The sequence below is a fragment of the Pseudotenacibaculum haliotis genome (assembly GCF_042684245.1).
In the GTDB taxonomy this organism is placed as follows: Bacteria; Bacteroidota; Bacteroidia; order Flavobacteriales; family Flavobacteriaceae; genus Polaribacter; species Polaribacter haliotis_A.
The window spans coordinates 183,921-209,863 of record NZ_JBHULH010000003.1; the positions used below are offsets into that span (position 1 = coordinate 183,921).

Sequence of the window (25,943 nt, forward strand, 5' to 3'; positions counted from 1 at the left end):
ATTTATTGTTGTGTAACGCTTTTTAAGCTAAAAACATTGGCCGCTCCATTGGCGCTTATCATTAGTTGTGCATTAAAATTAGGCATCAAAACAGTATTCAAAACGTTCAAGTCCCAAAGATTAGGATTGGAGAACCATTGATAGATGTCCATTTCAACATTTACAGTAGTAGCACTTTGAATAGTAACAGCTCCTAAGTTAACTTCAAAAGAAGTGTCTTGAAAAACCAAATTGTTAGGGTCAGTTCTGTCTACTGCACGGATAGCGTGGTAGTTAAAAGGTGCTTCTGTGTTATTTGTGTCTAAATATTTTCCGTCAAATTGCATATAGTGATAGCCACCACCTAGCATTCCGGGAACATTAAAGTTTGCTGTATTCAGATCTTGATAAACTCCATCGGTATTGTCTTCATCTTTGAATCCAAAACGAAAAGTAACATTAGAATAATTTCCCGGTAGAATAGAAGAGGCTGTGGTGAAAGAAAGGTTTTCTCCGTTGGTAACATCTACTAAATTATAACCGCTAAGCGTTGTTACAACTCCGCTTTCATGCGTTAAGGTTACACTAGAAACCAAGTAACGAAGTCTTTCGATACTGATTTGTTGACCATTTTCATTAGTGAATTTGATATCGTTAAAGTCGGCACTGGTAACTTCAGTGTCTTGCCAAGCATGGCTAAAAGTAAAGTTTAGACTAACAGTTTCTGCAGGCACATCATCATTGCTGCTACAAGCGGTTAGTATAGAAATAAAAGCTAAATAGATTAGGAGTTTGTGTTTCATTGTAATTAATTCAGTTTGATAATTAAAAGATCGGTAAAACCTTTGTTTTCTGACAGATCCCCGTTATCACTACTGCTTTCTCCTACAGCAATAATACTACCGTTATTCAGTTCTACAGCATCATAAGCAAAATCGATTTCTGTTCCTCCTACAGTTTGTTGCCAAATCAATTGTCCGGAACTATTTACTTTGACAATCCAAGCATCGTTTTGACCTTGATTATTGGTTACATCTCCATCGGAACTTCTAGAACTTCCTGAAATGATAAAACCTCCATCATTGGTAGATCGAATGGATCTTGGAACATCAAAACCGGAACCTCCGAAAGATTGATTCCACAAGATATTTCCATTGTCATTGATCTTAACCAACCAAAGGTCGGCAGCTCCATTGTTCATCGTAACGTCTTGATCGGAACTTCGGGTATCACCTACAATTACATAGTTGCCGTCTCCTGAAGAAACAATCCCTCGAGCCTCATCAATTTCGTTACCACCATAGGATTTTTCCCAAACCATATCTCCTGAAGCAGCTGCTCTTACTGTCCAAAAATCATAGGTTCCTTTGTTGTTGGTAATGTCTACATCATTGCTGTCTGAAGAGCCAACAATAAGAAACTGATTGTTTGTGGTTTCAACAATTCCCGTAGTTGTGTCTGTAAACGACCCTCCAAAATAACGAGACCAAACCATGTTTCCTGTTTGACTTACTTTGATAGCCCAGTAATCTCCTCCGGCATGACGACCACTATTTCCTAAACCTCCTGAAGCTGATACATCTAAAACACCGGCAATAAGAAGGTGATTATCTGAAGTTTCGATCAAAGTGGTTCCTTCATCTGCTCCGGAAAAACCAAATGATTTTTGCCAACTAAGGTTTCCTTGGGCATCGGTTTTGATCAGCCAAAAATCTCTGAAACCATTGTTTTCTGTAACATCTCCATCAGAACTTACAGCGTAGCCTAAAATGGCAAATCCACCGTCTTGTGTTTGAATCAAAGCTCTTGCTCTGTCGTCGTCTGTCCCTCCGTAGGTTTTATTCCAAAGTAAGTTTGCATTGGCATCAAATTTCAGCAGCCAAAAATCGAAGCTTTCATTTGACTTGCCGGTAACATCACCATCCATACTTTGAGTATATCCTGCTACCGCAAAACCTCCATCGGAAGTAGCGATCACAGATTGGGCAACATCGTTTTTTGTTCCTCCATAGGATTTTGCGGTTTCTAATATTCCGGTTGAAGGATTATTAGGGCCACTTAAAATATTGTCGTCTTTGGTACAGCTAACTATAGCCAAAAGAGAGAAAATCAGAAGAACTCTTTTCATTAAGATCCGCTTTTTCTGATGATAAAGAAGCCATTGTCGGTATCACTAAGAATGATATTTCCGCTGGCAAAATAAGGGTATACGTTCCAGACTCCATCAAAAGAAGTATTGTTGTTAGCGGGGTTGGTATCAAAGAATCCTACTTCCGTCATAGTTCCACCACCAATATTGGTAATATCAACAATTCGTACTCCAGCAGAGTAGTTTGCTAAAAAGAAGAGGTCTCCTTTTACATATCCGTTATGATCTATTGCATTGGTAGAGCCAAAATAGTCCATGTGGAATGTTGGATTGTCTAGGTCATTAAAATCGAAAACCACAGTTCTGGTATTCAAGCCAAAATTGATCTCATCCAGTTCATCACCTAGGATAAAATAACGCATATCTTCGGTAAACCATCCTTGGTGTGTGTATCCAATATTGCTGTAATTGATGGTAGAGATCTGTACAGGGTTGCTTTTATCTGTTACATCTACGATTACTACTTCATTTTCATTACTTCCGATTAAAATTTCTTTTCCTGTGTGATCTGTATCCGGGCCGTTATAGGTAACTACTTGTGCATCGTGAGAATAGGCTCCACCGGCATACCCTCCTGCTGCAGATGGATTTGTAGGATCAGAAATATCTACAAAATGTGGTCCGCCGGAAAAAGTTCCGGTTCCTACAGCATAGGCATATCCGTTTGTCTCGTTGATCACAATATTGTGAGCATTTCCAAAACCGGAATAATGTGCATCAGAAGTAAAGGTAACAGGAGCATTATCTGTATCTACACTTCTAAGACGAGTTAGATCAAATACTTGCATTCCGTGTCCGGAAGCTTCGCTAACAATAAAGGCGTAGTTTCCATAAGTTTTTACGTCTCTCCAAATGCTATTAACAGTTTGTGTAGGCAATTGCCCTAGAATTACGGGATTCAAAGGATCAGAAATGTCAATAAAAGAAGTTCCTGTACTGGTACATACCAAAGCGTATTCTTTTTGTGTTGATGGGTCTGTCCATCCCCAGCAATCATTCCCCGAAGCTCCGGGGCCACCTAAAGTGTTGACATCTATATGGGCAACAAGATCGTAGTCGTTACAAGGGTATATGCCTGCCATTCCGTTTTCACAAGGAGATAGAACAGTTGGTGTATTATCATTTGGATCTGGGACGATCAAATTAGGATCGACAACATCAGATTTCTCACAAGAAAAAAATGCTGTGAGTGTAATGCATAGTAAAAAGAATCTTTTCATGACCTTACCTTAAAATGAGTTTTTTAGAAACAAAACCATTGATTTTTACAATGTATATTCCTTTTGATTGATTCTCAAGAGGTAGAACGAACTCAGGTTGATTTATATTTTGTTTGAAGAATATTTTCTTCCCCAGAATATTGTAAACGGCTACAGATCGAATCTGTTCATTTTGTTTTGCTTTTACTGTTGGGTTTATATTAGCAGGGTTTGGTGAAATTGAAAATTGGTTTTTAAATTCTTCTTCTGTGGTACTTAATGTGCCACTTTTTCTCACTACAAAAAGTCCTCTTTCAATATCATTGATGATAATATTTCCACTGCTAAAATATGGGTAAACACTCCAGGCACCATTAAACCCGGTACCGTTGTTGGCCGGGTGAGTATCAAAATATCCTATTTCACTTAATGAATTTGTAGCTGCTCCTACATTGCTTAGGTCTAAAACTCGCATTCCGGCTCTGTAGCTGGCCATAAAAAACTCATTTCCTTTTACATATCCATTATGATCAATGGCTGTTGAAGGGCCAGAATATGTAGAAGATTCTACCGGGTTATCAAGATCTTGGAAATCAAAAACAATGGTTCTGGTGTTAATTCCAAAGCTTTGTTCGTCAGATTCATCACCTAGTAAAAAATAGCGTTGATCATCTGTAAACCAACCTTGATGAGTATAGGCTAATTGAGAGTATACCACATCTGAGATCTTCACAACATTGTTCTTATCAGTTACATCTAAGATCACTACTTTGGTTTCATTGCTACCAATCAAAATCTCTTTTCCTGTATAATCTGTATCCGGACCATTGTATGTAACTACTTGGGCATCATGAGTAACACCTTCGCTATTGTAGTTTCCAAGAGTAACGGGATTTACAGGATCGGAAATATCTACAAAATGGACTCCTCGTCCAGTGTTTTTACAATCAACTAAATAGGCAACACCATTAGCCTCATTGATTACAATATTATGACAGCTGCTAACAACATTGTATACAGCATCCGGAGAAAAAGTTTGCGGAGTGGTTACACTGCGTAATCTAGTTAGATCAAAAACCTGCATTCCATGTGCTCCAACATTATCAGCAACAATAAAAACGTGGTTGTTATAGATTTTTACATCTCTCCAAAAACTAGTATTGCCATTTTCGGTATCAATCCTTCCTAAATAAACAGGGTTTAAAGGGTCTGATACATCTACAAAAGCCGTACTGTTTGTCATAGCGGCAATAGCATATTCTTTATTTGTTGTAGGGTCTGTCCACCCCCAAATATCGCTTCCTTCAGGTGTTCCTAGGTTGTTTGCTAAGATGCTCACGGGAACACGAGACATTAAATCGTAGTCGTTGCAAGGATATTCTCCGGCAAAACCACTTTCGCAATTAGTTTGAGAGTAAATATGTAAACTAAGGCATAAGCCTATGTAAAAGAGTAGTTTATGTTTCATAGTATAGGGATTACCTTACAAATGTAACAGATTCTAATGGAAAAACCCTAACACACTTTCTTTGAATAGGTTTGGTGTTTATTTTGAAGATGTCTCTATCTTTGCAGCATGTTAGAAGATAAAAACCAGTCGAGGACCTCATTATCTGAACTTGGAGAGTTTGGATTGATCAACCATATTACGAAACACTTTAAGATAAATCATGCATCAACTGTAAAAGCAGTGGGTGATGATGCCGCTGTATTAGATGCTTCAGAGCAACAAACATTGGTTACAACTGATTTGTTGATTGAAGGTGTGCATTTTGATTTGAGTTATATGCCGTTGAAACATTTGGGGTATAAGTCGGTTATGGTAAATCTTTCTGATGTATATGCCATGAACGGAAATGCAGAGCAGATTACTGTATCTATTGCTGTATCCAACAGGTTTCCTTTGGAAGCTATTGAAGAATTGTATGCCGGGATTCAATTGGCTTGTGAAACATACAATGTAGATTTGATTGGTGGAGATACCACTTCTTCTACCAAAGGAATTTTAATTTCTGTAACCGCAATAGGAAAAGCAGCGAAAGAGGATGTTGTGTACAGAAGCGGAGCTAAAGACACAGACCTTGTTGTGGTGAGTGGTGATCTAGGAGCTGCTTACTTAGGGTTGCAGGTTTTGGAAAGAGAAAAACAAGTATTTCAGGTAAATCCAAACAATCAGCCGGAACTAGATCAGTATACGTATTTAATAGAGCGTCAATTAAAACCGGAAGCAAGAAAAGACGTTCCTAAGTTGTTAAAAGAATTGGAAGTAAAACCTACTTCTATGATCGATATTTCTGATGGTTTGTCTTCTGAGATCATGCATATCTGTTCTCAGAGTAAAGTGGGATGTAAGATTTATGAAGAAAAGATTCCTTTAGATCCTCAGGTAATTTCTGCTTGTGAAGAGTTTGATATCGATAGTACTATGGTAGCATTGAGTGGAGGTGAAGATTACGAATTGTTATTTACGGTTTCTATTGATGACTACGAAAAGATCAAAGGAAACCCACATTTAACGGTGATTGGTCATATTACAGAGCAAAACCAAGGAATGAATTTGGTAACGAGAGCCAATCAAGAAATTGAGCTTAAAGCTCAAGGTTGGAATGCGTTGAAAGGATAGTTTTACTCTTCTTCACCTAGCACAACAATCGCTTTTTTTCCACCTTTAATGGTTCCTATCCTGAAATCTTCAGGGTACTTGTTAAGGATATTATCAATAAGCTCGGGAGTAAATGAGTGGTCAATATTTTTTTTGATTCTTTCATAACTCATTCTTGTCCAGTTTCTAGACAAAATATATTGCCTAATTTTTATAGAAGCTTTTTCTATCTTCTGATCTTTTGATTGGTAGAACTTCATGATAACCAGTGTTAATATGTAAGCCAACACAAGCAGGATTAAAACAAGTGAACTCTTTTCCCAAAGAGTCTTGTTTATTTGTTTTAAAACAACAATCCAACTACCCAGGTAGATGGGAAGAATAATTAATGAGGTAAAGAATAATTCTCCAAAGGAAGACTCTCGTACAATGTCGATAACAGATTTAGCTTCGTTAATTTTCATGATTTCTAGCAAGTTAGAACATCAAATTTAAGAAAAAGAGAATGAGTCTGAGAGATTTTTTATAGAGTTAAAAACTCTTTAGAAAGTATGAGTTTCGAAAACTATATCATACCAATAATCACATTATCCAGTAGAAAAAAGCTATCAAGAGTAAACCGGATAAAGTGATTATAGGTAAAGAGTGGATTTAGTTCTTTTTCATAGACTTATATATACAACTAACCAAACTTCTACATTATATAGATGTTGTGTTATTAAAAAGGTTGCGTAGAAAAGATAAATTATTTTACAAAAGAGATTAAAGAAGCAATTAATTTCTCTTTATTTTCAATGTGGCTCATATGTCCGCCTTCCAAGACAATATACTTTGCATGGTTCTTTTGTGCTTCTTCAACAACGGTTTCCAGGTCAAGTACAGGATCTTCTTCTGCAATGATATAAAAGACAGGAAAAGAAGCATTTTTAACAACCGATGTTCTATCGGGGCGAATTCTCATCCCTTCTTGAGCAGCTATATATCCTTGTACAGGTGTGCTCAAGGCTTCATTTTTAATGAGCTCAACTTCTTTTGAAAACAAGTTCAGACTTTCGGGCTTGAACAAATTAGAAACAGACATACGCACCATGTTCTCAAAATTGGTTTGCACCATTTTATTTGCTCTGGCTCTTAATTCTTGTCGTTCTTTAGAATCGGCTAATGCAGTTGAATTCATCAAACACAAGCCTTTTAAGAAGGAAGAATATTTTTCAGCAAAAGCAAGAGAAACATAGCCACCCATAGAGTGACCAATCATGAAAGCTCTTCTGATTCGAATTGATTTTAATACAAAATGAACCGTTTCAGCCATCATTTCCATCGGATGAACATAACCTAAACATTCTGTTTTCCCATGCCCTAACAAATCAATGGTAATGACACGTCGAGTTTTGATAAGTTCTTCTTTTACAGCATTCCACATAGAACTGTTTTCTAAAAAACCATGTAATAAGACAACAGCACTTCCTTTTCCTTCGTCTTGGTAAAAAATTGGGATTCCTTTGTGTTCTAAAATCATTATTTCAATATCTTCGGCAAAGATAGTCCGCTAGAAGCAATCAATTGAAATAAATATTCCTTTAAAATGAATAAAACAAAAGAAGTTTGGATCACCGGGTTTGCCTTGTTTTCGCTGTTCTTTGGAGCAGGAAACTTATTACTTCCTCCTCTTTTAGGATACAATGCCGGAGATCAATGGTCTTGGGTTGTTGTTGGATTTGTAATCACAGCTGTTCTAATTCCTGTTTTAGGAATCTTAGCACATGCCAAATTACAGGGAACCATGTATGACTTTGGAAAAAAGGTTTCACCTGTTTTTAGTGTAATCTATTGTGTTTTGGTATATATGATTTCCATTTCTATTCCTTCACCAAGAACAGCATCAGCAACACATGAAATAGCAATACATCCATTTTTTGAATCAACACCCTTATTAACCAGTAGTATCTATTTTGCATTGGTGTTGGTATTTGTGTTGAATAGATCGAAGATCATCAACTTAATAGGAAAGTATTTAACTCCGCTGATTGCTATCATCATTTTCTTGGTTATAGGTATCGGACTGTTTTCTAGTGATGGAGGAATGAACTTGTCAAAATTTCAAACCCCTATTGTAGACGGAATTTTAGAAGGATATCAAACCTTTGATGCTATTGGAGCTGTTGTTGTAGGTGGGGTAATTATCATTTCATTGAATTTAAAAGGAGTGGGTTCTGCTGAGGATAAGAAGATGATCATACGAAAATCCGGGTTCATTGCCGGAAGCGGACTGGCTATTATTTATGCCGGATTGATTGCTGTAGGAGCTTTTTACGGTTCTGAGATCTTTATTGATGGAAGTTTGAGCAACGATATGCAGAGAGCTACTCTATTAAGAGGAATTAGTACAGCGACTTTAGGAAACATTGGCACAGCCTTTTTAAGTGTACTAGTAGCTTTGGCTTGTTTTACAACGGCAGTAGGAATAGTAACCGGGACAGCCGACTATTTTAAAGGTTTGTTTAACAACTCACAAAAAGCATACACCGTTACAGCGGTGATTGGTTGTTTGGCCGGAATTTTGGTTGGACAGTTGGATTTCCATTCTATTATTGTGATTGCTTTACCCATATTGATGTTGATCTACCCGATTACCATTGTTTTGATCTTGTTGAATGTGGTTGCAGAACGATGGGCTTCTCAATTTGTTTTTAGAGGAGTTGTTATCGTAACAATCTTATTTAGTCTTCCAGATTTCTTAGGATTTGTGGGATTACGAGAAGATATTTCGGGAATTACAAAGCTTATTCCTTTCAGCGAACATCACTTAGGTTGGGTAATTCCTGCTATTTTTAGCTTTTTAGTGTTAAATCTGATCAAATTTACGACTAAGCCAGCACAAACGAGCTAAACATTCTTTCTATGGCGGTTCAGGAAATTGCTACATATCAATTTAAAGACACTTTTTCTCTTAGCATTGTAGACTTTGACAAGGCCTGCGTTGTAAATGAACAAAAGCAGATTAATTCGTACACGATTTTTTGGATTAAAGAAGGAAAAGGAACCTACCATATCGATTTTGAGGAATATTCTTTTGAAGACAATGTGCTTTTTTTCTTATCACCCGGACAAGTGTTTTCTGTAGATTCAGAAAAGATCAAAGAGGCGTATAAACTAAACTTTACCCGTGATTTCTATTGTATTCAAACGCATGACAAAGAGATTGCCTGTAATGGGGTTTTGTTTAACAATGTATATGAGACTCCCTTTGTAAAGCCTTGTAAAGAAGATATTCGAAAACTGGATTTCATTCTTGAAAACCTTATTGAAGAATTCAAACAAGAAGAAACAGCTCAATATGATATGTTGCAATCGTACCTAAAGCAATTTATCATTCACTCTGTTCGTATTAAAAAAGAGAACCATGAGTTGAAAGATGATAAAGAGACCAAACTTTTTAAAGACTTTAGCACTTTGGTTGATCAGAACTTTACCAATCTTCATTCGGTAACAGACTATGCAGCCCGGTTAGGTGTTTCTCCAAAATCGTTGACCAAGCATTTTCAAAAGATCGGAACCCAAACACCCAGCGATTTTATCAAACAACGCATTATTTTAGAGGCAAAGCGCAAATTGATCTACACCAACGATTCTGTAAAAGAAATTGCTTTTGATCTAGGGTATAACGACCCTGCTTACTTTACCAGATTTTTCACAAAAGCTATTGAAAAATCACCACTTCAGTTTAAAAAAGAGTTCAAAAACTAGTTTGTCCAATTACTAGGAACTTTTGTCCATTTTTCAAGGCTATTCTCCGTCGCATCTTTGTACCGTAATTCAAAGACAAGTAAAAATGATTTCAAAAAATAACATGCAATGTCCAAACTGTTGGGGCTATCAAGAATACGACAGCACAGAGATCATTCAAGGTTTTGAATGTGAATCAAATTAAACATCAATTTTTAAGATAAAACATTATGAGTACAAGAATCGAAACATTAAACCCGGAAACTACAACAGGAAAATCAAAAGAATTATTTGATGCTGTTCAAAGTAAATTAGGATTCATTCCAAATTTGATCAAAGTATTTGGAAATTCTCCAGCTACTTTACAAAGTTATTTAAGCTTAGGTGAGTTAACTGCAAGCGGAAACTTTACCAACAAGTTTAGAGAGAAATTAGCATTAGCTATCGCAGAAGAGAACGCTTGTAACTACTGTTTATCTGCACACACTGCTATTGGAAAAATGAACGGATTATCAGAAGAACAAACAGAGCAAAGTAGACAAGGAGTTTCTAGTGATGCAAAAGAGCAAGTAGCATTACAATTTGCACAAGCTGTAACTAGAAACAGAGGGCAGGTTTCAGGAGATTTGATCCAAGCTGTTAAAGATGCTGGATATACAGACGGAGACATTTTAGAGATCGTATTAAACGTGGTTTCTAACACATTAACTAACTATGTAAATCACATTGCAGAAACAGTGGTAGACTTTCCATCTGTTGAAGCAGGAAAATTTGCAGTAACTCAATAATTAATAGTATGAGCGCAGTAATAGAAAACGCTTTATTAGATCTTAAAGATCTATTGGGCAAAGGACAATTCTTAGAAGCAATGGACAAATATCTTGCAGATGATGTGGTTTTGCAAGAGGCTAATGAAGAGCCAAAAAGAGGAAAAGATGTGTGTATTGCAGCAGAGAAAGAATTGTTGGCTACCGTAACAGAATTCATCAAATATGAGATCAATAATGTAGCGATCTCAGGAGATGTTTCTTATTACGAAGCTGTTATGGAATTTAAAACAGCAGATGGACAACATCACAGATTTGAACAAGTAAACAGAACTCAGTGGAGAGATGGCAAGATTATAAACGAACGCTATTACCACGCTTAATTATAGAATTTTTAGAACATGAAAAAAATCATCGCAGTAGTTGTATTGTTTGTAGGGTTTGCTTTTACGGCAAACGCACAAAAAGTGAAGACAGTAGCTTTAGAACAAACCAAAGGAGAATTTACTCAAAAGCAAATCACATTATCTGAAGGAACGTACATTTTTGAGATCGCAAACAATGAAGTTGGACATGATGTAGGATTTGTATTGGCTCCTAAGAGCAATGTAAAGAAGCATATTAAGAATGCTTATGTGACAAAACCTGTTAAAAACAACTCAAAATCAACATCTAACAAAGTCACACTAAAGAAAGGTGAATATGTGTACTTCTGTCCGTTGAATCCAACACCACAGTACACGTTGATTGTAAAGTAAATTGGCGTCTACTTTACATGAACGAAGGCCACACTCATATGAGTGTGGTTTTTTATTTGTCTACAATTACCTTGTGATTATCAGGGTTACTGGGAAGGTATAAGATCTTTAGAGAATCTCCAACTTTTAACCCTTTAATATCTTCTCGATGATTGTATTTTTTGCCATCAACGATGTAGTCATAAAAAACATAATACCTCTTAGTGTTTTTACTGTATTTCTCTTTTGTCTTTTTTACAAAAGTATAGGTATAGACTCCTTCATTAGCTAGTTTCTCCCTACTATAAGAAACAAAAGAATAAAAGATAAAAGCTTCTAAAGCAATGTATAAAACCATTATTATGAAAGCAAATGAGGTGTGCTTTCTGGCATTTGGAATGCTCTTGAGGTTTTCTGCATTTAAATGATTAAGCCCAAACTTTAACTTAGTAAACAACCCTGCAATATCAAAAGGTAGCGTAAAGAAAACATAGAGGAGATAAAGGAAGAAAATGATCATCCAGTAATTTCCTTCTGTGAAGATAAAATTCAATAATAAAACGTTCGATACGATTAATATCAGAACTTTGATGAGAACTTTTTTCATAGCGTTTGAAATCTAATTTACAACACCTATAATTCGTAAAGGAGCACCACTTCCTCCTTTTATTTTCATAGGCAAAGCAATTATAGTAAAATCTTTTTCAGGAAGCTGATTTAAATTGGTTAGGTTTTCAAAAGCAGGAATATTATTGGTCATTAAGATCACATGTGTTTTAAAATATTGCGATTGACCATAATCTATGCTCGGTGTATCTATACCAATAGAATGAATGTTTCTGTTTTCTACCAACCAAGTTGCCGCTTCGGGGTCTAACCCCGGGAAATGCAACAGCTTTACTGCATCATCACCTCGCTGATCGGTTCCCATATACTTTACTCGGTTTGGGTAATATTCTGCAAACCCTGTTTCTAACAAAACAATACTCCCCTCAGGAATTTGTATTCCGTGCTTTTCTTCCCAAGCTTTTAGATCATCAATAGAAACCAGATAATCCGGATTGTTTTTCGCATTCTTAGAAACATCTACTTTAATAGCAGAACCTACCAATTTCTTTAGAGGAATTTCATCTACAGTTTGTTTTCCTTCTGCAAAATGAATGGGGGCATCTATGTGTGTTCCACCGTGTTCTGCAGTGGCAAAATTGTTGGCAGCGTAGTAATATCCTTTATCTGTCTGTCCTGCAAAAACAGTATCCAACTCAAACTCTTTGGCAGTTACCCAGTAGACAGTTTCTTTGGAATAAGAATGCGATAGATCTACCAATGTTGCATTGGCTAAATCCATTGCTTTGGGTTGATGAGTTTCTTTACAGCTAAAAAGAAATAAAACCAAAAAACAAACAAGAAAAGAGGAGGTTTTCATAGGTACAAGTTTTAGAATTACTTGTACAATTTATAAAACTTAAATGGTTTTGGCCATTCTTTTCTAGGTTTGAAAGCAATAGCAACCTCTTGATTTCCCAAAGCAGATTCTGTAAGTACAACATGATCATCAAACTCTTTGGCTTTTTCAAACTCCTTGTCATTTACACGACAAATTACTTTATAAAAAGTACCTGAAACCCATTCTTGAGTTTCAGGTGAATCTTCAAATTTAAGGTAAGCAGCTAAAGAACTATGCGCCGCGGCAAGCACAGCAAACCCTTCTGGGAGTGTGTCTTTCAAAAGGATATACATTTTCATAACGTGTGCGTTCTTTGAGCGAACTAAGAGTTCATCAAATCTTCAATTTCTTCAGCTTCAATCGGAATATTTTGCATCAAGTTGAAAGGTTCTCCAGATTCTTGGATAACAACATCGTCTTCAAGTCTAATTCCAAAACCTTCATCCGGAATATAGATTCCAGGCTCAACAGTAAATACCATATTGGCTTGCATTGGCTCATGAAGTAATCCGTAATCATGCGTATCTAAACCAATATGATGCGATGTTCCGTGCATAAAGTACTTCTTATAAGCCGGCCAACTTGGATCTTCGTTTTGCACATCAGCTTTGTCAATCAAACCTAACCCAAGCAATTCAGAAGTCATGATCTTTCCAACTTCAACATGATATTCTTCCCAATAAGCTCCCGGAACCAATAATTTCGTAGCTTCTTTCTTTACTCTGTTTACAGCGTTGTACACATCTTTTTGTCGATCTGTAAATCGTCCTGAAACAGGAATGGTTCTGGATAAATCGGAAGAATAATTTGCATATTCAGCACCTACATCCATTAAGATTAGATCTCCCGCTTTACATTGTTGATTGTTTTCTATATAGTGTAATACATTGGCATTGTTTCCGCTGGCAATAATTGGCGTGTAGGCAAATCCTTTTGATCGGTTTTTGATGAATTCATGAATAAACTCAGCTTCTATCTCATATTCCCAAACTCCCGGTTTTACAAACCCTAAGATTCTTCTCAATCCTTTTTCGGTAATATTACAAGCATGTTGCATTAGATCCAACTCGATCTGATCTTTTACAGAACGTAATCGTTGCAAAATAGGATTGCTCTTTGCTACAGTATGTGCAGGATATTTGTCTTTTAACCATTTTGTAAATCGATCTTCACGAGTTTCTGTTTCAACACTAGCACGATAATGTTCATTGGTGTTAATGTAAACCGTTTCGCATTGCGTCATCAACTCAAACATTACTTTTTCCATGTCTTGCAACCAGTATACAGTTTTGATTCCTGAGGTTTCAAAAGCAGCTTTTTTGGTTAGCTTTTCCCCTTCCCAAACAGCAATGTGCTCATTGGTTTCTTTTAAAAACAAGATTTCTCTGTGCTTTTCTTTCGGAGAATCCGGGAATAATACCAAAATACTTTCCTCTTGATCTACTCCACTCAAATAAAAAATATCTCTGTGTTGCTGAAAAGGCATTGTGCTATCTGCACTAATAGGATAAATATCATTAGAGTTAAAAACAGCCAAGCTATTAGGCTTCATTTGAGAAGCAAAGTTTTTGCGATTCTTAATAAAAAGGGACGAGTTGATTCTATCGTATTTCATGAAGTTCAAATTTCCTCAAAAATAGAAGTTTCAGGGCATAAAAAAAAGGCGTTCTTCAACGCCTTTTCTTAAAAAATTCTCAAAGCTATTTCTTATTAAAGAGTCCGGCTATAAACAGTACAACAACTGCACCGATAACTCCCGTGATTAGATCACTGACAATTCCATCTCCAATGTTAATTCCGGCTAATCCAAACAACCAATTTCCAACAATTCCCCCCACAATACCTAAGATGATATTGACTAAAACTCCGAAACCACCACCTTTCATTAATTTACCGGCTAAAAAACCAGCTACTGCTCCTATAAGTAAAGCATATAATAATCCCATAATAAAAAATTTAGTTAGTTAATGTGTTCTAAATTAAGTAAATAGATTTAGGAATAAAAGAAGAGTTATTAACATTTTCTCAATAAAAGGAGATTTTAGTTTGTTCTGTTGGGTGTGTTTTCTTGATCAACAGAAGGCATAATTAAATAATCGTACCCCCAAATCAATCGCTTTAATTTGTGATAATCTCCATTAGTTGGCAAGGCAACCTTTCCTTTTATGATTTGCTCTCTAACCTCTTTCAGGTTTACAATTGCCCACTGATCTTTTTGTGCAAGCGGAGTGATCATAGAGTATCTGGCATAGTTTCTTTTGTACTTTTCAAAATTATTAACCAAGCCTTTTTCTGTTTGTTTAAAAGGAATCCAGGTAGTAATAGCCGTACTCTGAGTTTTATTTCTTTGTGCCAACTCTTCGGTTAAATTTCCAATATCAAAAGCTCCGTTAGAAAGAATTTTTGAAGCATGTAAACTTCCAATTTTGGTAAAAACTTTTGGCTTCTTTTCTTTTGCAAGCGCTTCATTATAGTGTTTCATAAAGTTATTACGGATATAACTGATACGATCTACATGTGAATCATTTCTCCATCGGATATAAATGTCCCAACTAATTTTCATGTTGTTAATGATCTCTTGAGCTTCTTTGTTGTCTTTTGGAAAAGCATCAAAGAAATCATTCACCGCTTTTTCTTTTACGATCAAAGGATAAGCGTCATCAATTTTTTCTGTAACTTCATCTAAAAAGTGTTTGTACATGATTTGAATTGCTGTGTTCTTAAGCGAAGTCAATCGAGAAGCTTCAGAAGTACCCTCAACAGTTCTCATCAATTCATCTACCAAAAAGAAAGTAGCGTAGTAGTATTCCTGATCTAATCCCCATAATTGCATTCCATTTGCTCTGGCTTCCTGAAGAAACTCGGCATCACTTACTGCATCAAAAAAAGGAATTGGATGTGCAGATTCTTTTCCTTTCGAAACAGTGTATTTACTGTTGAAAGCTTTTAAATTCTCAACCGTTTTTTCAGCGGGAGTAGAAAGCTCAGTTAACTTTTTGGCAGAAGTTGGTCCTACTTCTATTGCAAAATGATTGAATCCGGCTTTTTTAAGCAAAGGCATGAAAGCTTTGGTAATGGCAGAAACCTGATAAGAACCATGAATTTCACCATAAGTAATGAATTGAGATGAGTTTACTAAATTCTTGATTGTTTTTGTTCCTTTTCCTTTGAACCCACCATTTTCTATGGTAAAGTACGAAGTGTATTTTTTAAGATGCTCGGCAGACAGGGTTTTGGGGCTTTTCTTTGTTTGTGCATCGGAGCAAAAGCTGAAAGTAGCTAGAAAAGAAAGTAAAATAAGTCGTTTCATATGTGTTTGATTTTATAAGACTGGTTTAACAATAGCACAATGTTATTCTAGAAAAGAGAAGTGAAAGCGAGGCATACAACCAACAGGAGGAATGATTACATCAAGATTGATCTTTACTCAACAAATCCATTTGTTGTATCAAAAGAGAGGTTTGTCTTATAAAAACCATAATTTGCCATAGAAAGGCATCAAAAACCAACTTGATATCTAGTTTTGTAGAGATGAATAAGGAACTTAAATACAATTTGATCATTGGAGCTCTTTTGGTTCTCATCGGAGAAACATGGGATATTTCTATAGATATGATCTTTGATTCATCAAACAAAAGATGGGGAAACTTTAGTGCCGGAGGTTTTCTGTTATTCTTCACATTCAATATTGCCTATTTTTCAGTTTATGTTTTAAACTATAGAGTTTTTGCTCCCAGATTTTTACGTTTAGATAAAATCCCACAGTTCATTTTGGCCTTTTTTACAATGGTATTGTGTTTTGCTTCTGTTCGTTTCTTTCTGGAGGAAGTATTGGCTCAATATTATTTTGGAATACACAATTATAATTTAGATCGCCCCAATATTGTTGCTATTTATTTAACAGACAGTGCCGGATATAGCTTACGGCCTATTCTCTTTAGTAGTATGGTTTATCTGTTCTTTAGGTATGCAGAAAAAACCAAGCTTTTACACGAGTTAAAAGTACAGCACCAAGAAGCTCAGATGGCTATGTTGCAGTCGCAGATTGGGCCTCACTTCTTGTTTAATACATTGAATGGATTTTATTCAGACCTCTATGATAAAAACCCGGAAGCAGCCAATGGAATCTTAAAACTATCGCAGCTTTTACGCTATGTGACTTATGAGGTAAAAGAAGACTTTATGCCTTTAGAAAAAGAGCTGAAATTCCTAAAAGATTATCTTTATTTTTACAAGAAGCGTTATGAGAATCACTTCTATGTAGATCTACAGATAAACGGTGAAGTAGGAAAGCAAAAAGTACCCTCTTTAATACTAATTCACTTTGTAGAAAATGTTTGTAAACACGGAGTGATTGATGATGAAACAAAACCGGCAAGAATTCAGATTGATATAAATAATGATTGCCTGAAGATTGCAACACAAAACAGTATTAATAGTTCTGAAAAGTATATGGACAAAGGAATTGGAACTGAGAATATAAAAAGTAGATTGAATGTCTTGTTTAAAGACAACTATGAACTGTCATATCAGTCAGAAGATCAGCAATTCAGAACCTATTTAAAAATGCCTCTATGAACAAAGAATATACTTGCATTATCGTAGATGATGAGCCACCGGCAATTAGGTTGCTAGAAAAGTATGTAGAGAAAGTTTCTTTTCTAAAACTGGAAGGCACATTTACTAAACCTTTAGAAGCATTGCTTTTTCTTGAAAAACAAAAAGTAGACCTCGTGTTTTTAGACATTCAAATGCCTGAGATTACAGGGCTACAACTTTCCAAGATCATAGACTCCAAAGTACAGATCATTTTTACAACCGCTTATCCTGAGTTTGCGTTGGAGAGTTATGATGTATCAGCAATGGATTATTTGTTAAAGCCTATTGAATTTGAACGTTTTTACAAAGCAGTAAAAAAAGTGCTGCCTAAAGAAGTTGTGATCTCACACAAAAACTCGCCGGAAAACGATTATATGTTTGTAAAAACCGATGGGAAAAACAAATACGAAAGAGTTCAGTTTGATGATGTTTTGTTCTTTCAAGGGTTGAAAAATTACGTTGCCATTCAACTTCATAACGAGCAAATAATTACCTACAGTACCTTAAAACGATTAAAAGAATCGCTTCCCGGAAACGATTTTATCCAGATTCACAAATCCTATATCATTTCTATAAAACAGATAGACCGAATAGAAAATGATGCTGTTTGGATACAAAACAAACAAGTACCTATTGGAAACACCTACAGAAAAGCATTCTTTGAAAGAATTGGGAATAAAGAATTATAAAACAGAAGTACTGTTTTTCTAACAGTTCTGTTAATTCTGTTTCATTTTTTATAAAACAATTGTGTTTGAACGTGCAAACCAACAAAAATTGGTAAATTCAGGCGTTCAAAAAATCAAACCCAAATGAAACTGTTAGTTAAATACGGATTGTGCCTTTTTTCTGCTTTTGCAATGGCGCAACAACCGGCAACTCAAGCAAACGCCGTTCAGCAATCACTTGCAGATAAAGAAAAGCTTACTCAGAACTCACCCGTTAAAAATATTTCATTTAGCAATATAGGTCCGACGATCATGAGTGGTCGTGTGGCAGATATTGACGTAAACCCTAATGATCCTACAGAATTTTATGTAGGATATGCTTCAGGAGGACTGTGGTATACCAACAACAACGGAACCACGTTTACCCCTGTTTTAGACAATTCGCCAACACAAAATGTTGGAGATATTGCTGTAGATTGGAAATCAGGTACACTATGGGTAGGAACAGGAGAAAAGAACTCTTCTCGATCTTCTTACGCAGGAATCGGAATCTTAAAATCTACCGATAAAGGAAAAACATGGCAAAACATGGGATTGCCGGATTCGCATCACGTGAGTCGAATTTTGATCAACCCAAACAATTCTAATGAAGTTGTTATTGGTGTGATCGGACACTTGTACTCTCCAAATGCAGAGCGTGGTATTTATAAGACTACTGATGGAGGAAAAACATGGAATAAAACCTTATTCATTAATAACGATACAGGAATTATTGATGTAGAAACAGCTCCAAATAACTATAATATTATGTACGCCGCTTCTTGGGAAAGAGAGCGTAAGGCGTGGAATTTTGATGGAGACGGAAAACACTCTGCAATCTATAAAAGTACCGATGGAGGAAATACATGGAAGAATATTTCTAAAAACAATGGATTTAGAAATGGAGATGGCGTAGGAAGAATTGGGTTGGCTGTTTATGACGAGAATACCGTATATGTATTACACGATAGTCAATTTAGAAGAAAGTCAGCCGGAAAAAGAAACAACAATTCAGGTGCGTTAACCAAAGAAGACTTTAAAACTATGTCTGTAGATGAGTTTTTAAAACTAACAGACAAGAAGTTGAATACTTACTTAAAAGCCAATGGTTTTCAAGAAAAATACAGAGCAGAAAATGTAAAGCAAATGGTAAGAGCCGGATCTGTAAAGCCGGTTGATCTGGCAAAATATTTAGAAAACGCAAACTCCTTATTGTTTGATACTCCTGTGGAAGGAGCTGAGGTATTCTTAACAACAAACGGAGGAAAATCTTGGAAGAAAACCCACAAAGGACACATAGATGGGTTGTACTATTCGTATGGATATTACTTTGGAGAGATTAGAGTAGACCCTCAAGATAAAAACGGAATCTACGTGTTAGGAGTGCCAATTTTAAAATCTAAAGACGGAGGTAAAACCTTTACATCTATCAGTAGAGAAAATGTACACGCAGACCATCAAGCGTTATGGGTAAATCCTAAGAGAAAAGGACACCTTTTAGATGGAAATGATGGTGGACTGAACCTTTCGTATGACGATGGAGAAAGCTGGGTAAAATTAAACGACCCATCTGTAGGACAATTCTATGCAATCTATGCAGATAACCAACAACCGTATCATGTATACGGAGGATTGCAAGACAACGGAGTTTGGGTAGCTCCAAATACAGCCAGAATGAATAAAAGATGGCATCAAACAGGAGAAAACCCATACAAATCTATTATGGGAGGAGACGGAATGCAAGTTCAAGTTGATGAAAGAAACCCAAACATTGTGTTTACAGGATATCAGTTCGGAAACTACTTCAGAATTAACCGTGAAACAGGAAGAAACAAATACATTCAACCAAAACATACACTAGGAGAAAATCCATACAGATTTAATTGGCAAACACCAATTCATTTGTCAAGACACAACCAAGACATCTTGTATTTGGGAGGAAATAAATTACATAGAAGCTTGAATCAAGGAGATACTTGGGAAACAATTTCTGGAGATCTTACTACCGGAGGTAAAAAAGGAAATGTAGCTTACGGAACCTTAACCTCAATATCAGAATCACCTTTCCAATTTGGATTGTTATATGTAGGGTCTGATGATGGTTATGTTCATGTATCTAAGAACGGAGGAGGTTCTTGGGAGCGAATTTCTAACTCTTTTCCAAAAGATCTTTGGGTGAGCAGAGTAATTTCTTCTAAGCACAAAAAAGAGCGAGTGTATGTTACATTAAACGGATATCGTTGGGATGATTTTACACCTTATGTTTACGTTTCTGATGATTATGGAAAAACATGGAAGAATATTTCTAACAACATTCCAGCATCACCGGTAAATGTAATTCGTGAAGACCCTAAAAATGAAAACCTTTTGTATGTAGGAACAGATAACGGTGTGTATGCTTCATTTGATAGAGGAGTAAACTGGCACCCATTCCAAAAAGGATTGCCTAATGTTGCAGTACATGACTTAGTGATTCAACCAAAAGCAAAAGACCTGATCATAGGAACTCACGGAAGAAGTTTGTACAAAGCAAACATTGCCTCATTACAGCTGTTGAACAGTAAACTATTGGCAAAAGACCTACATGTTTTTGCTATTTCTAATATTAGAAAAAGAGGAAACTGGGGAAGCTCTTGGAGTCAATGGGGAGACCCGTTTACGCCGGAAGTTCGCATTCCATTTTATATCAACGGAAGCAAAAAAGTATCCGTAGATATCTATCATGGAGACATCAAAGTAAACTCTATTGCTTTGAATGCAGATAACGGATACAACGAAGTGAAGTTTGATGCCTCTTTCTCAAAAAAAGGAAGAAAGAAATACTTGAGCAACTACAAAGATGCGTCTGTACAAAAAGCGCAAAACGGTGTTTACTACTTACCAAAAGGAAAATACACCGTAAAAATTGGTAATGCAAAAGGAAGTTTCGAGATCAAATAAAAAACAAGAACCACATACAAGAAAAGGCGTAAATATATTTACGCCTTTTTTTTATGCTCCATTATGTTAAAATAAACTTAATTAACAGTTTTCCTATTTAAAAGAAGGTAATGAAAAGGTTAGATTCGCGACGTCAAAGTATAGAAGAACCAACCAATGTTAAAGAAAGTGATATTTTCTCTGATCTTTCTATGTGCCCTAGTGTCACATTCTCAAGAAAAATCAGAAGACCTTAGAATATTTATTGACTGTGATCGATGCGACAATCAATATATCCGTCAAAACTTAGGAAACGTAGAATTTGTAAGAGACCAAAACCTTGCAGAAGTCCATTTGTTTTTTACCACACGACGAAACGGTAGTGGAGGAACAGAATATGTTGCCGATTTTATAGGAAGAGAATCCTATGCAGACATCAAAGACAGAATTGCTTTCAATACCAATGCTACCATGACTTGGGATGAGGTAAGAAACTTAACATTAAAATACATCAAACTAGGGTTGGTTCGTTATTGGCTAAAAGCCGGTAAAATAGATGCCGTAAGCATTCATGTAGAAAACAAACCCAAAGAAGAAGTAGAAACAAACGTTGTAGAGGAAACAGAAGACAAAGACCCTTGGAATTATTGGGTATTTAGAGTAGGCGCCAACGGAAACTTCAACGGTCAAGAAACCCGAAGAAACAGCAGAGTAAATGCGAGTATGTCAGCCAGAAGAGTTACTGAAAAAAACAAACTTTTCATTCGAGTTGGATACAATGAAAACAGAACCGTAATTGAGTTTGACGGTGATGAATCTGTGACTTCCAGAAACTCAAAAAGTTTAAACATTAATGATGCCGTTAGTATCAACGATCACTGGTCTTTAGGAGCCTTTGCAAATATCAGATCATCTATCTTTAGCAACTTAGATTTTTCATGGGGATTAAGACCTGCCATAGAATATAACTTCTTTGATTACGCAGAATCAGCTAAAAAGCAAATCACACTCTCTTACAACAACGGAATTCGATATAACGACTATATAGAATTGACTGTTTTTGGTAAAGAAGAAGAGTACTTGTGGGAACACCGTTTGGCTCTAGGAGCCAGTATCAATCAAAAATGGGGAAGCCTTTCCGGGCAAGCCTCTTTTGATCAATTCTTACAAGATCTAAGTCTAAACTCTTTAAACTTTAGAGTGAATGCTAATGTGAGAATATTTAAAGGATTTAACTTTAATGTAGGTGCGCGATATAGCATTACAAACAACCAAGTAAACCTATCGGCAGGAGGAGTTACTTTAGAAGAATTACTATTGAATCAACAACAATTACCCTCTTCATTTAATTACGGGTTAAATATTGGATTCAATTACACCTTTGGATCTATCTACAACACCATTGTAAACCCTAGATTTGGTTTCTAAGTGTAAAAGCAACAAAATCAAACACATATAAGGTCTGTTGAGGGCTGCTGATAAGTAAGACGGAAAAGAAATTTCCGACTACATGAGTCGTAGATTATAATCATTCTAAATACTAGGGAAAATAGGTCTCAAGGTTTGCGCATCAAGTCATTGAGTCTTACCTTTGTATTCATTAAAAATTAACGACTAAAATGAGTGGACTTCTCAACTCTTCAATAGGAAGAAAGTTTGCCATGGCTCTTTCGGCACTCTTTCTAATGTTTTTCCTTTTACAACATTTTGCCATCAACATCCTTTCAGTTTTTAGTGCAGATGCTTTTAATGAAGCTTCGCATTTCATGGGAACTTTCTGGGCAGTTCAATACCTACTACAACCGGTATTGATCTTTGGAGTGATCTTTCACTTTGTGATGGGATTTGTATTAGAGATCAAAAACAAAAAATCACGTCAAGTGAAATATGCAAAAAACAATGGAGCTGCCAACTCTTCATGGATGAGTAGAAACATGATCTGGAGTGGATTGGCAATTTTAGCTTTTATTGTATTGCACTTTATCGATTTCTGGATTCCGGAGATCAATACAAAATATATCCAAGGGGATATGAGCGGATTGCACAATGGAGAATTTAGATATTTCCATGAATTGGTAGAAAAATTTCATAGCCCAATTCGTGTATCAGCCTATGTTGTTGCCTTTGTATTCTTAGCAATGCACTTGCTACACGGATTCAACTCAGCTTTCCAATCTGTAGGTGCCAACAACAAGTACACCAGAGCATTGAAAGGCTTCTCTAAGATTTACGCGATTGGAATTCCGTTAGGATTCATTTTCATCGCATTGTTTCACCATTTCACAGGACATTAATCAGGTATCATATGGCTTTAGATTCAAAAATACCTCAAGGACCACTAGCAGATAAGTGGACAAAACATAAAAACGATATCAATCTTGTAAACCCTGCAAATAAACGTCTTATAGATGTGATCGTAGTAGGAACAGGATTGGCAGGAGGTTCTGCAGCAGCAACCTTAGCAGAACTAGGATATAACGTAAAAGCATTTTGCTTTCAAGATTCGCCAAGACGTGCACACTCTATTGCAGCACAAGGAGGAATCAACGCAGCAAAGAACTACCAAGGAGATGGAGACTCAACCTACAGATTGTTTTACGATACTGTAAAGGGAGGAGACTACCGTTCTCGTGAGGCCAACGTTTATCGTTTGGCAGAAGTTTCTGCAAACATCATCGATCAATGTGTAGCACAAGGAGTTCCTTTTGCACGTGATTATGGTGGATTGTTAGACAACCGTTCTTTTGGAGGAGTATTGGTATCAAGAACCTTCTACGCAAAAGGACAAACAGGTCAGCAATTATTATTAGGAGCTTACTCAGCAATGAACCGTCAGATTGGTCGTGGTAAGATCAAGATGTACAACAGACACGAAATGTTGGATGTTGTGATTGTTGATGGAAAGGCAAGAGGAATTATCACTCGTAACTTAGTAACAGGAGAGATAGAACGTCACTCAGCACACGCCGTTGTATTAGGAACGGGAGGTTACGGAAACGTATTCTTCTTATCAACCAACGCAATGGGATCTAACGTAACAGCAGCTTGGAAAGCTCACAAACGTGGAGCTTACTTTGCAAACCCATGTTACACACAAATTCACCCTACATGTATTCCGGTTTCAGGAGACCATCAATCAAAATTAACTTTGATGTCTGAGTCTTTAAGAAATGACGGACGTATTTGGGTGCCAAAACATATGAAAGATGTGGAAGCAATTAGAGCTGGAAAATTAAAACCAACTCAAATTGCTGAAGAAGATAGAGATTACTACTTAGAAAGAAGATACCCTGCCTTTGGAAACTTAGTACCACGAGATGTGGCTTCTAGAGCAGCCAAAGAGCGTTGTGATGCCGGATATGGTGTAAACGCAACAGGAGAAGCAGTATACTTAGACTTTGCTTCTGCTATTATGCGTTACGGAAAAGAGCAAGCACACATTAAAGGATTAAACGAAGACGACGCTGCCTTAGTAAAGAAACTAGGACAAGAAGTTGTTAAGACAAAATACGGAAACCTATTCCAAATGTATGAGAAGATCGTTGATGAGAATCCATATGAGACTCCAATGATGATCTATCCTGCGGTACACTATACCATGGGAGGAATTTGGGTAGATTATAACTTACAAACTACCGTACCGGGATTGTATGCAATTGGAGAAGCAAACTTCTCTGATCACGGAGCCAACCGTTTAGGAGCATCAGCATTGATGCAAGGATTGGCAGACGGATATTTTGTATTGCCATATACTATTGGAGACTACTTAGCAGATGATATCCGTACAGGACCTATTTCTACAAACTCACCAGAATTTGATGAAGCAGAAAAGAACGTTCGTGAGATCATAGACAAGTTGGTAAACAACAACGGAAAACATCCTGTAGACTACTTCCACAAGCGTTTAGGAAAGATCATGTGGAACAAAGTAGGAATGTCTCGTAACGAAAAAGGATTGAAAGAAGCGATCGATGAGATTGCTGCCTTGCGTAAAGAGTTCTGGGAAGATGTTCGTGTACCAGGAGGAGCAAATGAGTTTAATGAAGAATTGGCAAAAGCAGCACGTGTAGCAGATTTCTTAGAATTAGGAGAGTTGTTTGCAAAAGATGCATTGCATAGAAGTGAGTCTTGTGGAGGTCATTTTAGAGAAGAATCTGTAGAGGAAGACGGGCCACAAAAAGGAGAAGCGAAGCGTGATGATAATAACTTTACCTACGTAGCTGCTTGGGAATACAAAGGAGAGCCTAAAGATGCTGTCTTGCACAAAGAAGACTTAGAGTTTAACGATATAGAATTAAAACAAAGATCATATAAATAGGAAGGATATGAATTTAACTTTGAAGATTTGGCGTCAAAAGAACGCTAGCGATAAAGGAAAAATGGTAGACTATCAGATTGCTGATGTATCGTCGGATATGTCTTTCCTTGAAATGTTGGATGTTTTAAACAATCAGTTGATCGAAAACGGCGATGAGCCGGTAGCATTTGACCATGATTGTAGAGAAGGAATCTGCGGAATGTGTTCTTTATATATTAATGGTGAAGCACACGGACCGGACAGAGGAATTACAACTTGTCAGTTGCACATGCGTAAGTTCAAGGATGGAGATACCATTTATATTGAGCCATGGAGATCAAAAGCATTTCCAGTGATCAAAGATTTGGTTGTAGACAGAAGTTCTTTTGATAGAATTCAACATGCAGGAGGATTTGTTTCTGTAAACACTTCAGGAAATACGCAAGATGCGAATGCAATTCCTATTAACAAGCATGATGCAGATGCAGCTTTTGATGCAGCAACCTGTATTGGATGTGGAGCTTGTGTAGCTTCTTGTAAGAACTCAAGTGCCATGTTATTTGTATCAGCAAAAGTTTCTCAGTTTGCCTTATTACCACAAGGACAAGTAGAAGCAACAGACCGTGTATTGAACATGGTAAAGCAAATGGACGAAGAAGGATTTGGTAACTGTACCAACACAGGAGCTTGTGAGGTAGAGTGTCCGAAAGGAATCTCTTTAGAGAACATTGCCAGAATGAACCGCGAATATTTAAAAGCGAGTTTTAAAGGATAAACTAAAAAAAATGTCATCTCGGTCTGTCATATCGAGCGCC

25 protein-coding genes are annotated in these 25,943 nt (G+C 36.6%); 13 read left to right on the plus strand and 12 right to left on the minus strand.

What is annotated here, in order from left to right; translation table 11 throughout:
- Nucleotides 1-2: 2 nt before the first annotated feature.
- The 4 genes from ACFSRZ_RS06495 to ACFSRZ_RS06510 are packed head-to-tail and all read right to left on the minus strand — an operon-like array spanning nt 3 to nt 4,795.
- Complete coding sequence (locus ACFSRZ_RS06495; RefSeq protein WP_379665725.1) at nt 3-782, minus strand: MbnP family protein; 780 nt, start codon at nt 780-782, stop codon at nt 3-5.
- 5 nt (nt 783-787) lie between these two features.
- Complete coding sequence (locus tag ACFSRZ_RS06500) at nt 788-2,107, minus strand: hypothetical protein (protein WP_379665726.1); 1,320 nt, start codon at nt 2,105-2,107, stop codon at nt 788-790.
- A complete protein-coding gene (locus ACFSRZ_RS06505; RefSeq protein WP_379665727.1) occupies nt 2,107-3,348 on the minus strand; it encodes a choice-of-anchor B family protein in 1,242 nt (413 codons plus the stop codon). Before ACFSRZ_RS06505 ends, ACFSRZ_RS06500 begins: the two co-directional genes overlap by 1 nt.
- A 4-nt stretch (nt 3,349-3,352) precedes the next feature.
- Complete coding sequence (locus ACFSRZ_RS06510) at nt 3,353-4,795, minus strand: choice-of-anchor B family protein (protein ID WP_379665728.1); 1,443 nt, start codon at nt 4,793-4,795, stop codon at nt 3,353-3,355.
- A 108-nt stretch (nt 4,796-4,903) separates the two neighbouring features.
- Here ACFSRZ_RS06510 and thiL point away from each other — a divergent pair, with 108 nt between their 5' ends.
- Nucleotides 4,904-5,950 carry a thiamine-phosphate kinase gene (gene thiL, locus ACFSRZ_RS06515; RefSeq protein WP_379665729.1) on the plus strand — a complete coding sequence of 349 codons (1,047 nt, stop codon included), beginning with the start codon at nt 4,904-4,906 and terminating at the stop codon, nt 5,948-5,950.
- Nucleotides 5,951-5,952: 2 nt separating this feature from the next.
- Here thiL and ACFSRZ_RS06520 read toward each other — a convergent pair whose 3' ends face one another.
- Nucleotides 5,953-6,393 (minus strand): hypothetical protein, encoded by a 441-nt coding sequence (locus tag ACFSRZ_RS06520; RefSeq protein WP_379665730.1) that lies wholly within the window; start codon nt 6,391-6,393, stop codon nt 5,953-5,955.
- Between the two features lie 281 nt (nt 6,394-6,674).
- On the minus strand, nt 6,675-7,448 hold the full coding sequence (locus tag ACFSRZ_RS06525) for an alpha/beta fold hydrolase (RefSeq protein ID WP_379665731.1): 774 nt from the start codon (nt 7,446-7,448) through the stop codon (nt 6,675-6,677).
- A 66-nt stretch (nt 7,449-7,514) separates the two neighbouring features.
- On the opposite strand from ACFSRZ_RS06525, the gene brnQ reads away from it, so the two are divergent.
- The 5 genes from brnQ (at nt 7,515) to ACFSRZ_RS06550 (ending at nt 11,180) form a co-directional block, all read left to right on the plus strand.
- Nucleotides 7,515-8,819, plus strand: coding sequence for a branched-chain amino acid transport system II carrier protein (gene brnQ / locus ACFSRZ_RS06530; protein ID WP_379665732.1), 1,305 nt, complete (start codon nt 7,515-7,517; stop codon nt 8,817-8,819).
- A gap of 11 nt (nt 8,820-8,830) precedes the next feature.
- Nucleotides 8,831-9,676: a helix-turn-helix domain-containing protein gene (locus ACFSRZ_RS06535; RefSeq protein ID WP_379665733.1), complete on the plus strand. Its 846-nt coding sequence runs from the start codon at nt 8,831-8,833 to the stop codon at nt 9,674-9,676.
- Nucleotides 9,677-9,885: 209 nt separating this feature from the next.
- Complete coding sequence (locus ACFSRZ_RS06540) at nt 9,886-10,443, plus strand: carboxymuconolactone decarboxylase family protein (RefSeq protein WP_379665734.1); 558 nt, start codon at nt 9,886-9,888, stop codon at nt 10,441-10,443.
- A gap of 8 nt (nt 10,444-10,451) precedes the next feature.
- Entirely contained in the window at nt 10,452-10,805 is a 354-nt protein-coding gene (locus ACFSRZ_RS06545) for a nuclear transport factor 2 family protein (protein WP_379665735.1), read from the plus strand.
- A gap of 18 nt (nt 10,806-10,823) precedes the next feature.
- Nucleotides 10,824-11,180 (plus strand): cupredoxin domain-containing protein, encoded by a 357-nt coding sequence (locus ACFSRZ_RS06550; protein ID WP_379665736.1) that lies wholly within the window; start codon nt 10,824-10,826, stop codon nt 11,178-11,180.
- Nucleotides 11,181-11,232: 52 nt separating this feature from the next.
- Here the strand turns inward: ACFSRZ_RS06550 and ACFSRZ_RS06555 are convergent, their stop codons facing one another.
- From ACFSRZ_RS06555 to ACFSRZ_RS06580, 6 genes are all read right to left on the minus strand, one after another.
- The gene (locus ACFSRZ_RS06555) at nt 11,233-11,766 is read right to left on the minus strand and encodes a DUF3592 domain-containing protein (protein WP_379665737.1); all 534 of its coding nucleotides are present in this window, start codon (nt 11,764-11,766) and stop codon (nt 11,233-11,235) included.
- A 12-nt stretch (nt 11,767-11,778) separates the two neighbouring features.
- On the minus strand, nt 11,779-12,585 hold the full coding sequence (locus tag ACFSRZ_RS06560) for a cyclase family protein (protein WP_379665738.1): 807 nt from the start codon (nt 12,583-12,585) through the stop codon (nt 11,779-11,781).
- A gap of 17 nt (nt 12,586-12,602) precedes the next feature.
- Nucleotides 12,603-12,905 carry a hypothetical protein gene (locus ACFSRZ_RS06565; RefSeq protein WP_379665739.1) on the minus strand — a complete coding sequence of 101 codons (303 nt, stop codon included), beginning with the start codon at nt 12,903-12,905 and terminating at the stop codon, nt 12,603-12,605.
- Nucleotides 12,906-12,928: 23 nt separating this feature from the next.
- Entirely contained in the window at nt 12,929-14,221 is a 1,293-nt protein-coding gene (locus tag ACFSRZ_RS06570) for an aminopeptidase P family protein (RefSeq protein ID WP_379665740.1), read from the minus strand.
- Nucleotides 14,222-14,306: 85 nt separating this feature from the next.
- A complete protein-coding gene (locus tag ACFSRZ_RS06575; protein WP_379665741.1) occupies nt 14,307-14,552 on the minus strand; it encodes a GlsB/YeaQ/YmgE family stress response membrane protein in 246 nt (81 codons plus the stop codon).
- 95 nt (nt 14,553-14,647) lie between these two features.
- Complete coding sequence (locus ACFSRZ_RS06580; RefSeq protein ID WP_379665742.1) at nt 14,648-15,916, minus strand: hypothetical protein; 1,269 nt, start codon at nt 15,914-15,916, stop codon at nt 14,648-14,650.
- Nucleotides 15,917-16,137: 221 nt separating this feature from the next.
- Here ACFSRZ_RS06580 and ACFSRZ_RS06585 point away from each other — a divergent pair, with 221 nt between their 5' ends.
- From ACFSRZ_RS06585 to ACFSRZ_RS06615, 7 genes are all read left to right on the plus strand, one after another.
- Nucleotides 16,138-17,184, plus strand: coding sequence for a sensor histidine kinase (locus ACFSRZ_RS06585; RefSeq protein WP_379665743.1), 1,047 nt, complete (start codon nt 16,138-16,140; stop codon nt 17,182-17,184).
- Nucleotides 17,181-17,894, plus strand: a complete 714-nt coding sequence (locus ACFSRZ_RS06590; RefSeq protein ID WP_379665744.1) for a LytR/AlgR family response regulator transcription factor — start codon at nt 17,181-17,183, stop codon at nt 17,892-17,894. Before ACFSRZ_RS06585 ends, ACFSRZ_RS06590 begins: the two co-directional genes overlap by 4 nt.
- A 123-nt stretch (nt 17,895-18,017) precedes the next feature.
- A complete protein-coding gene (locus ACFSRZ_RS06595; RefSeq protein ID WP_379665745.1) occupies nt 18,018-20,852 on the plus strand; it encodes a VPS10 domain-containing protein in 2,835 nt (944 codons plus the stop codon).
- A gap of 201 nt (nt 20,853-21,053) precedes the next feature.
- Nucleotides 21,054-22,259 carry a hypothetical protein gene (locus ACFSRZ_RS06600; RefSeq protein WP_379665746.1) on the plus strand — a complete coding sequence of 402 codons (1,206 nt, stop codon included), beginning with the start codon at nt 21,054-21,056 and terminating at the stop codon, nt 22,257-22,259.
- 191 nt (nt 22,260-22,450) lie between these two features.
- Nucleotides 22,451-23,125, plus strand: coding sequence for a succinate dehydrogenase cytochrome b subunit (locus ACFSRZ_RS06605; protein WP_379665747.1), 675 nt, complete (start codon nt 22,451-22,453; stop codon nt 23,123-23,125).
- Between the two features lie 11 nt (nt 23,126-23,136).
- On the plus strand, nt 23,137-25,149 hold the full coding sequence (locus ACFSRZ_RS06610) for a fumarate reductase/succinate dehydrogenase flavoprotein subunit (protein WP_379665748.1): 2,013 nt from the start codon (nt 23,137-23,139) through the stop codon (nt 25,147-25,149).
- 7 nt (nt 25,150-25,156) lie between these two features.
- Nucleotides 25,157-25,903 carry a succinate dehydrogenase/fumarate reductase iron-sulfur subunit gene (locus ACFSRZ_RS06615; protein ID WP_379665749.1) on the plus strand — a complete coding sequence of 249 codons (747 nt, stop codon included), beginning with the start codon at nt 25,157-25,159 and terminating at the stop codon, nt 25,901-25,903.
- Nucleotides 25,904-25,943 lie beyond the last annotated feature (40 nt).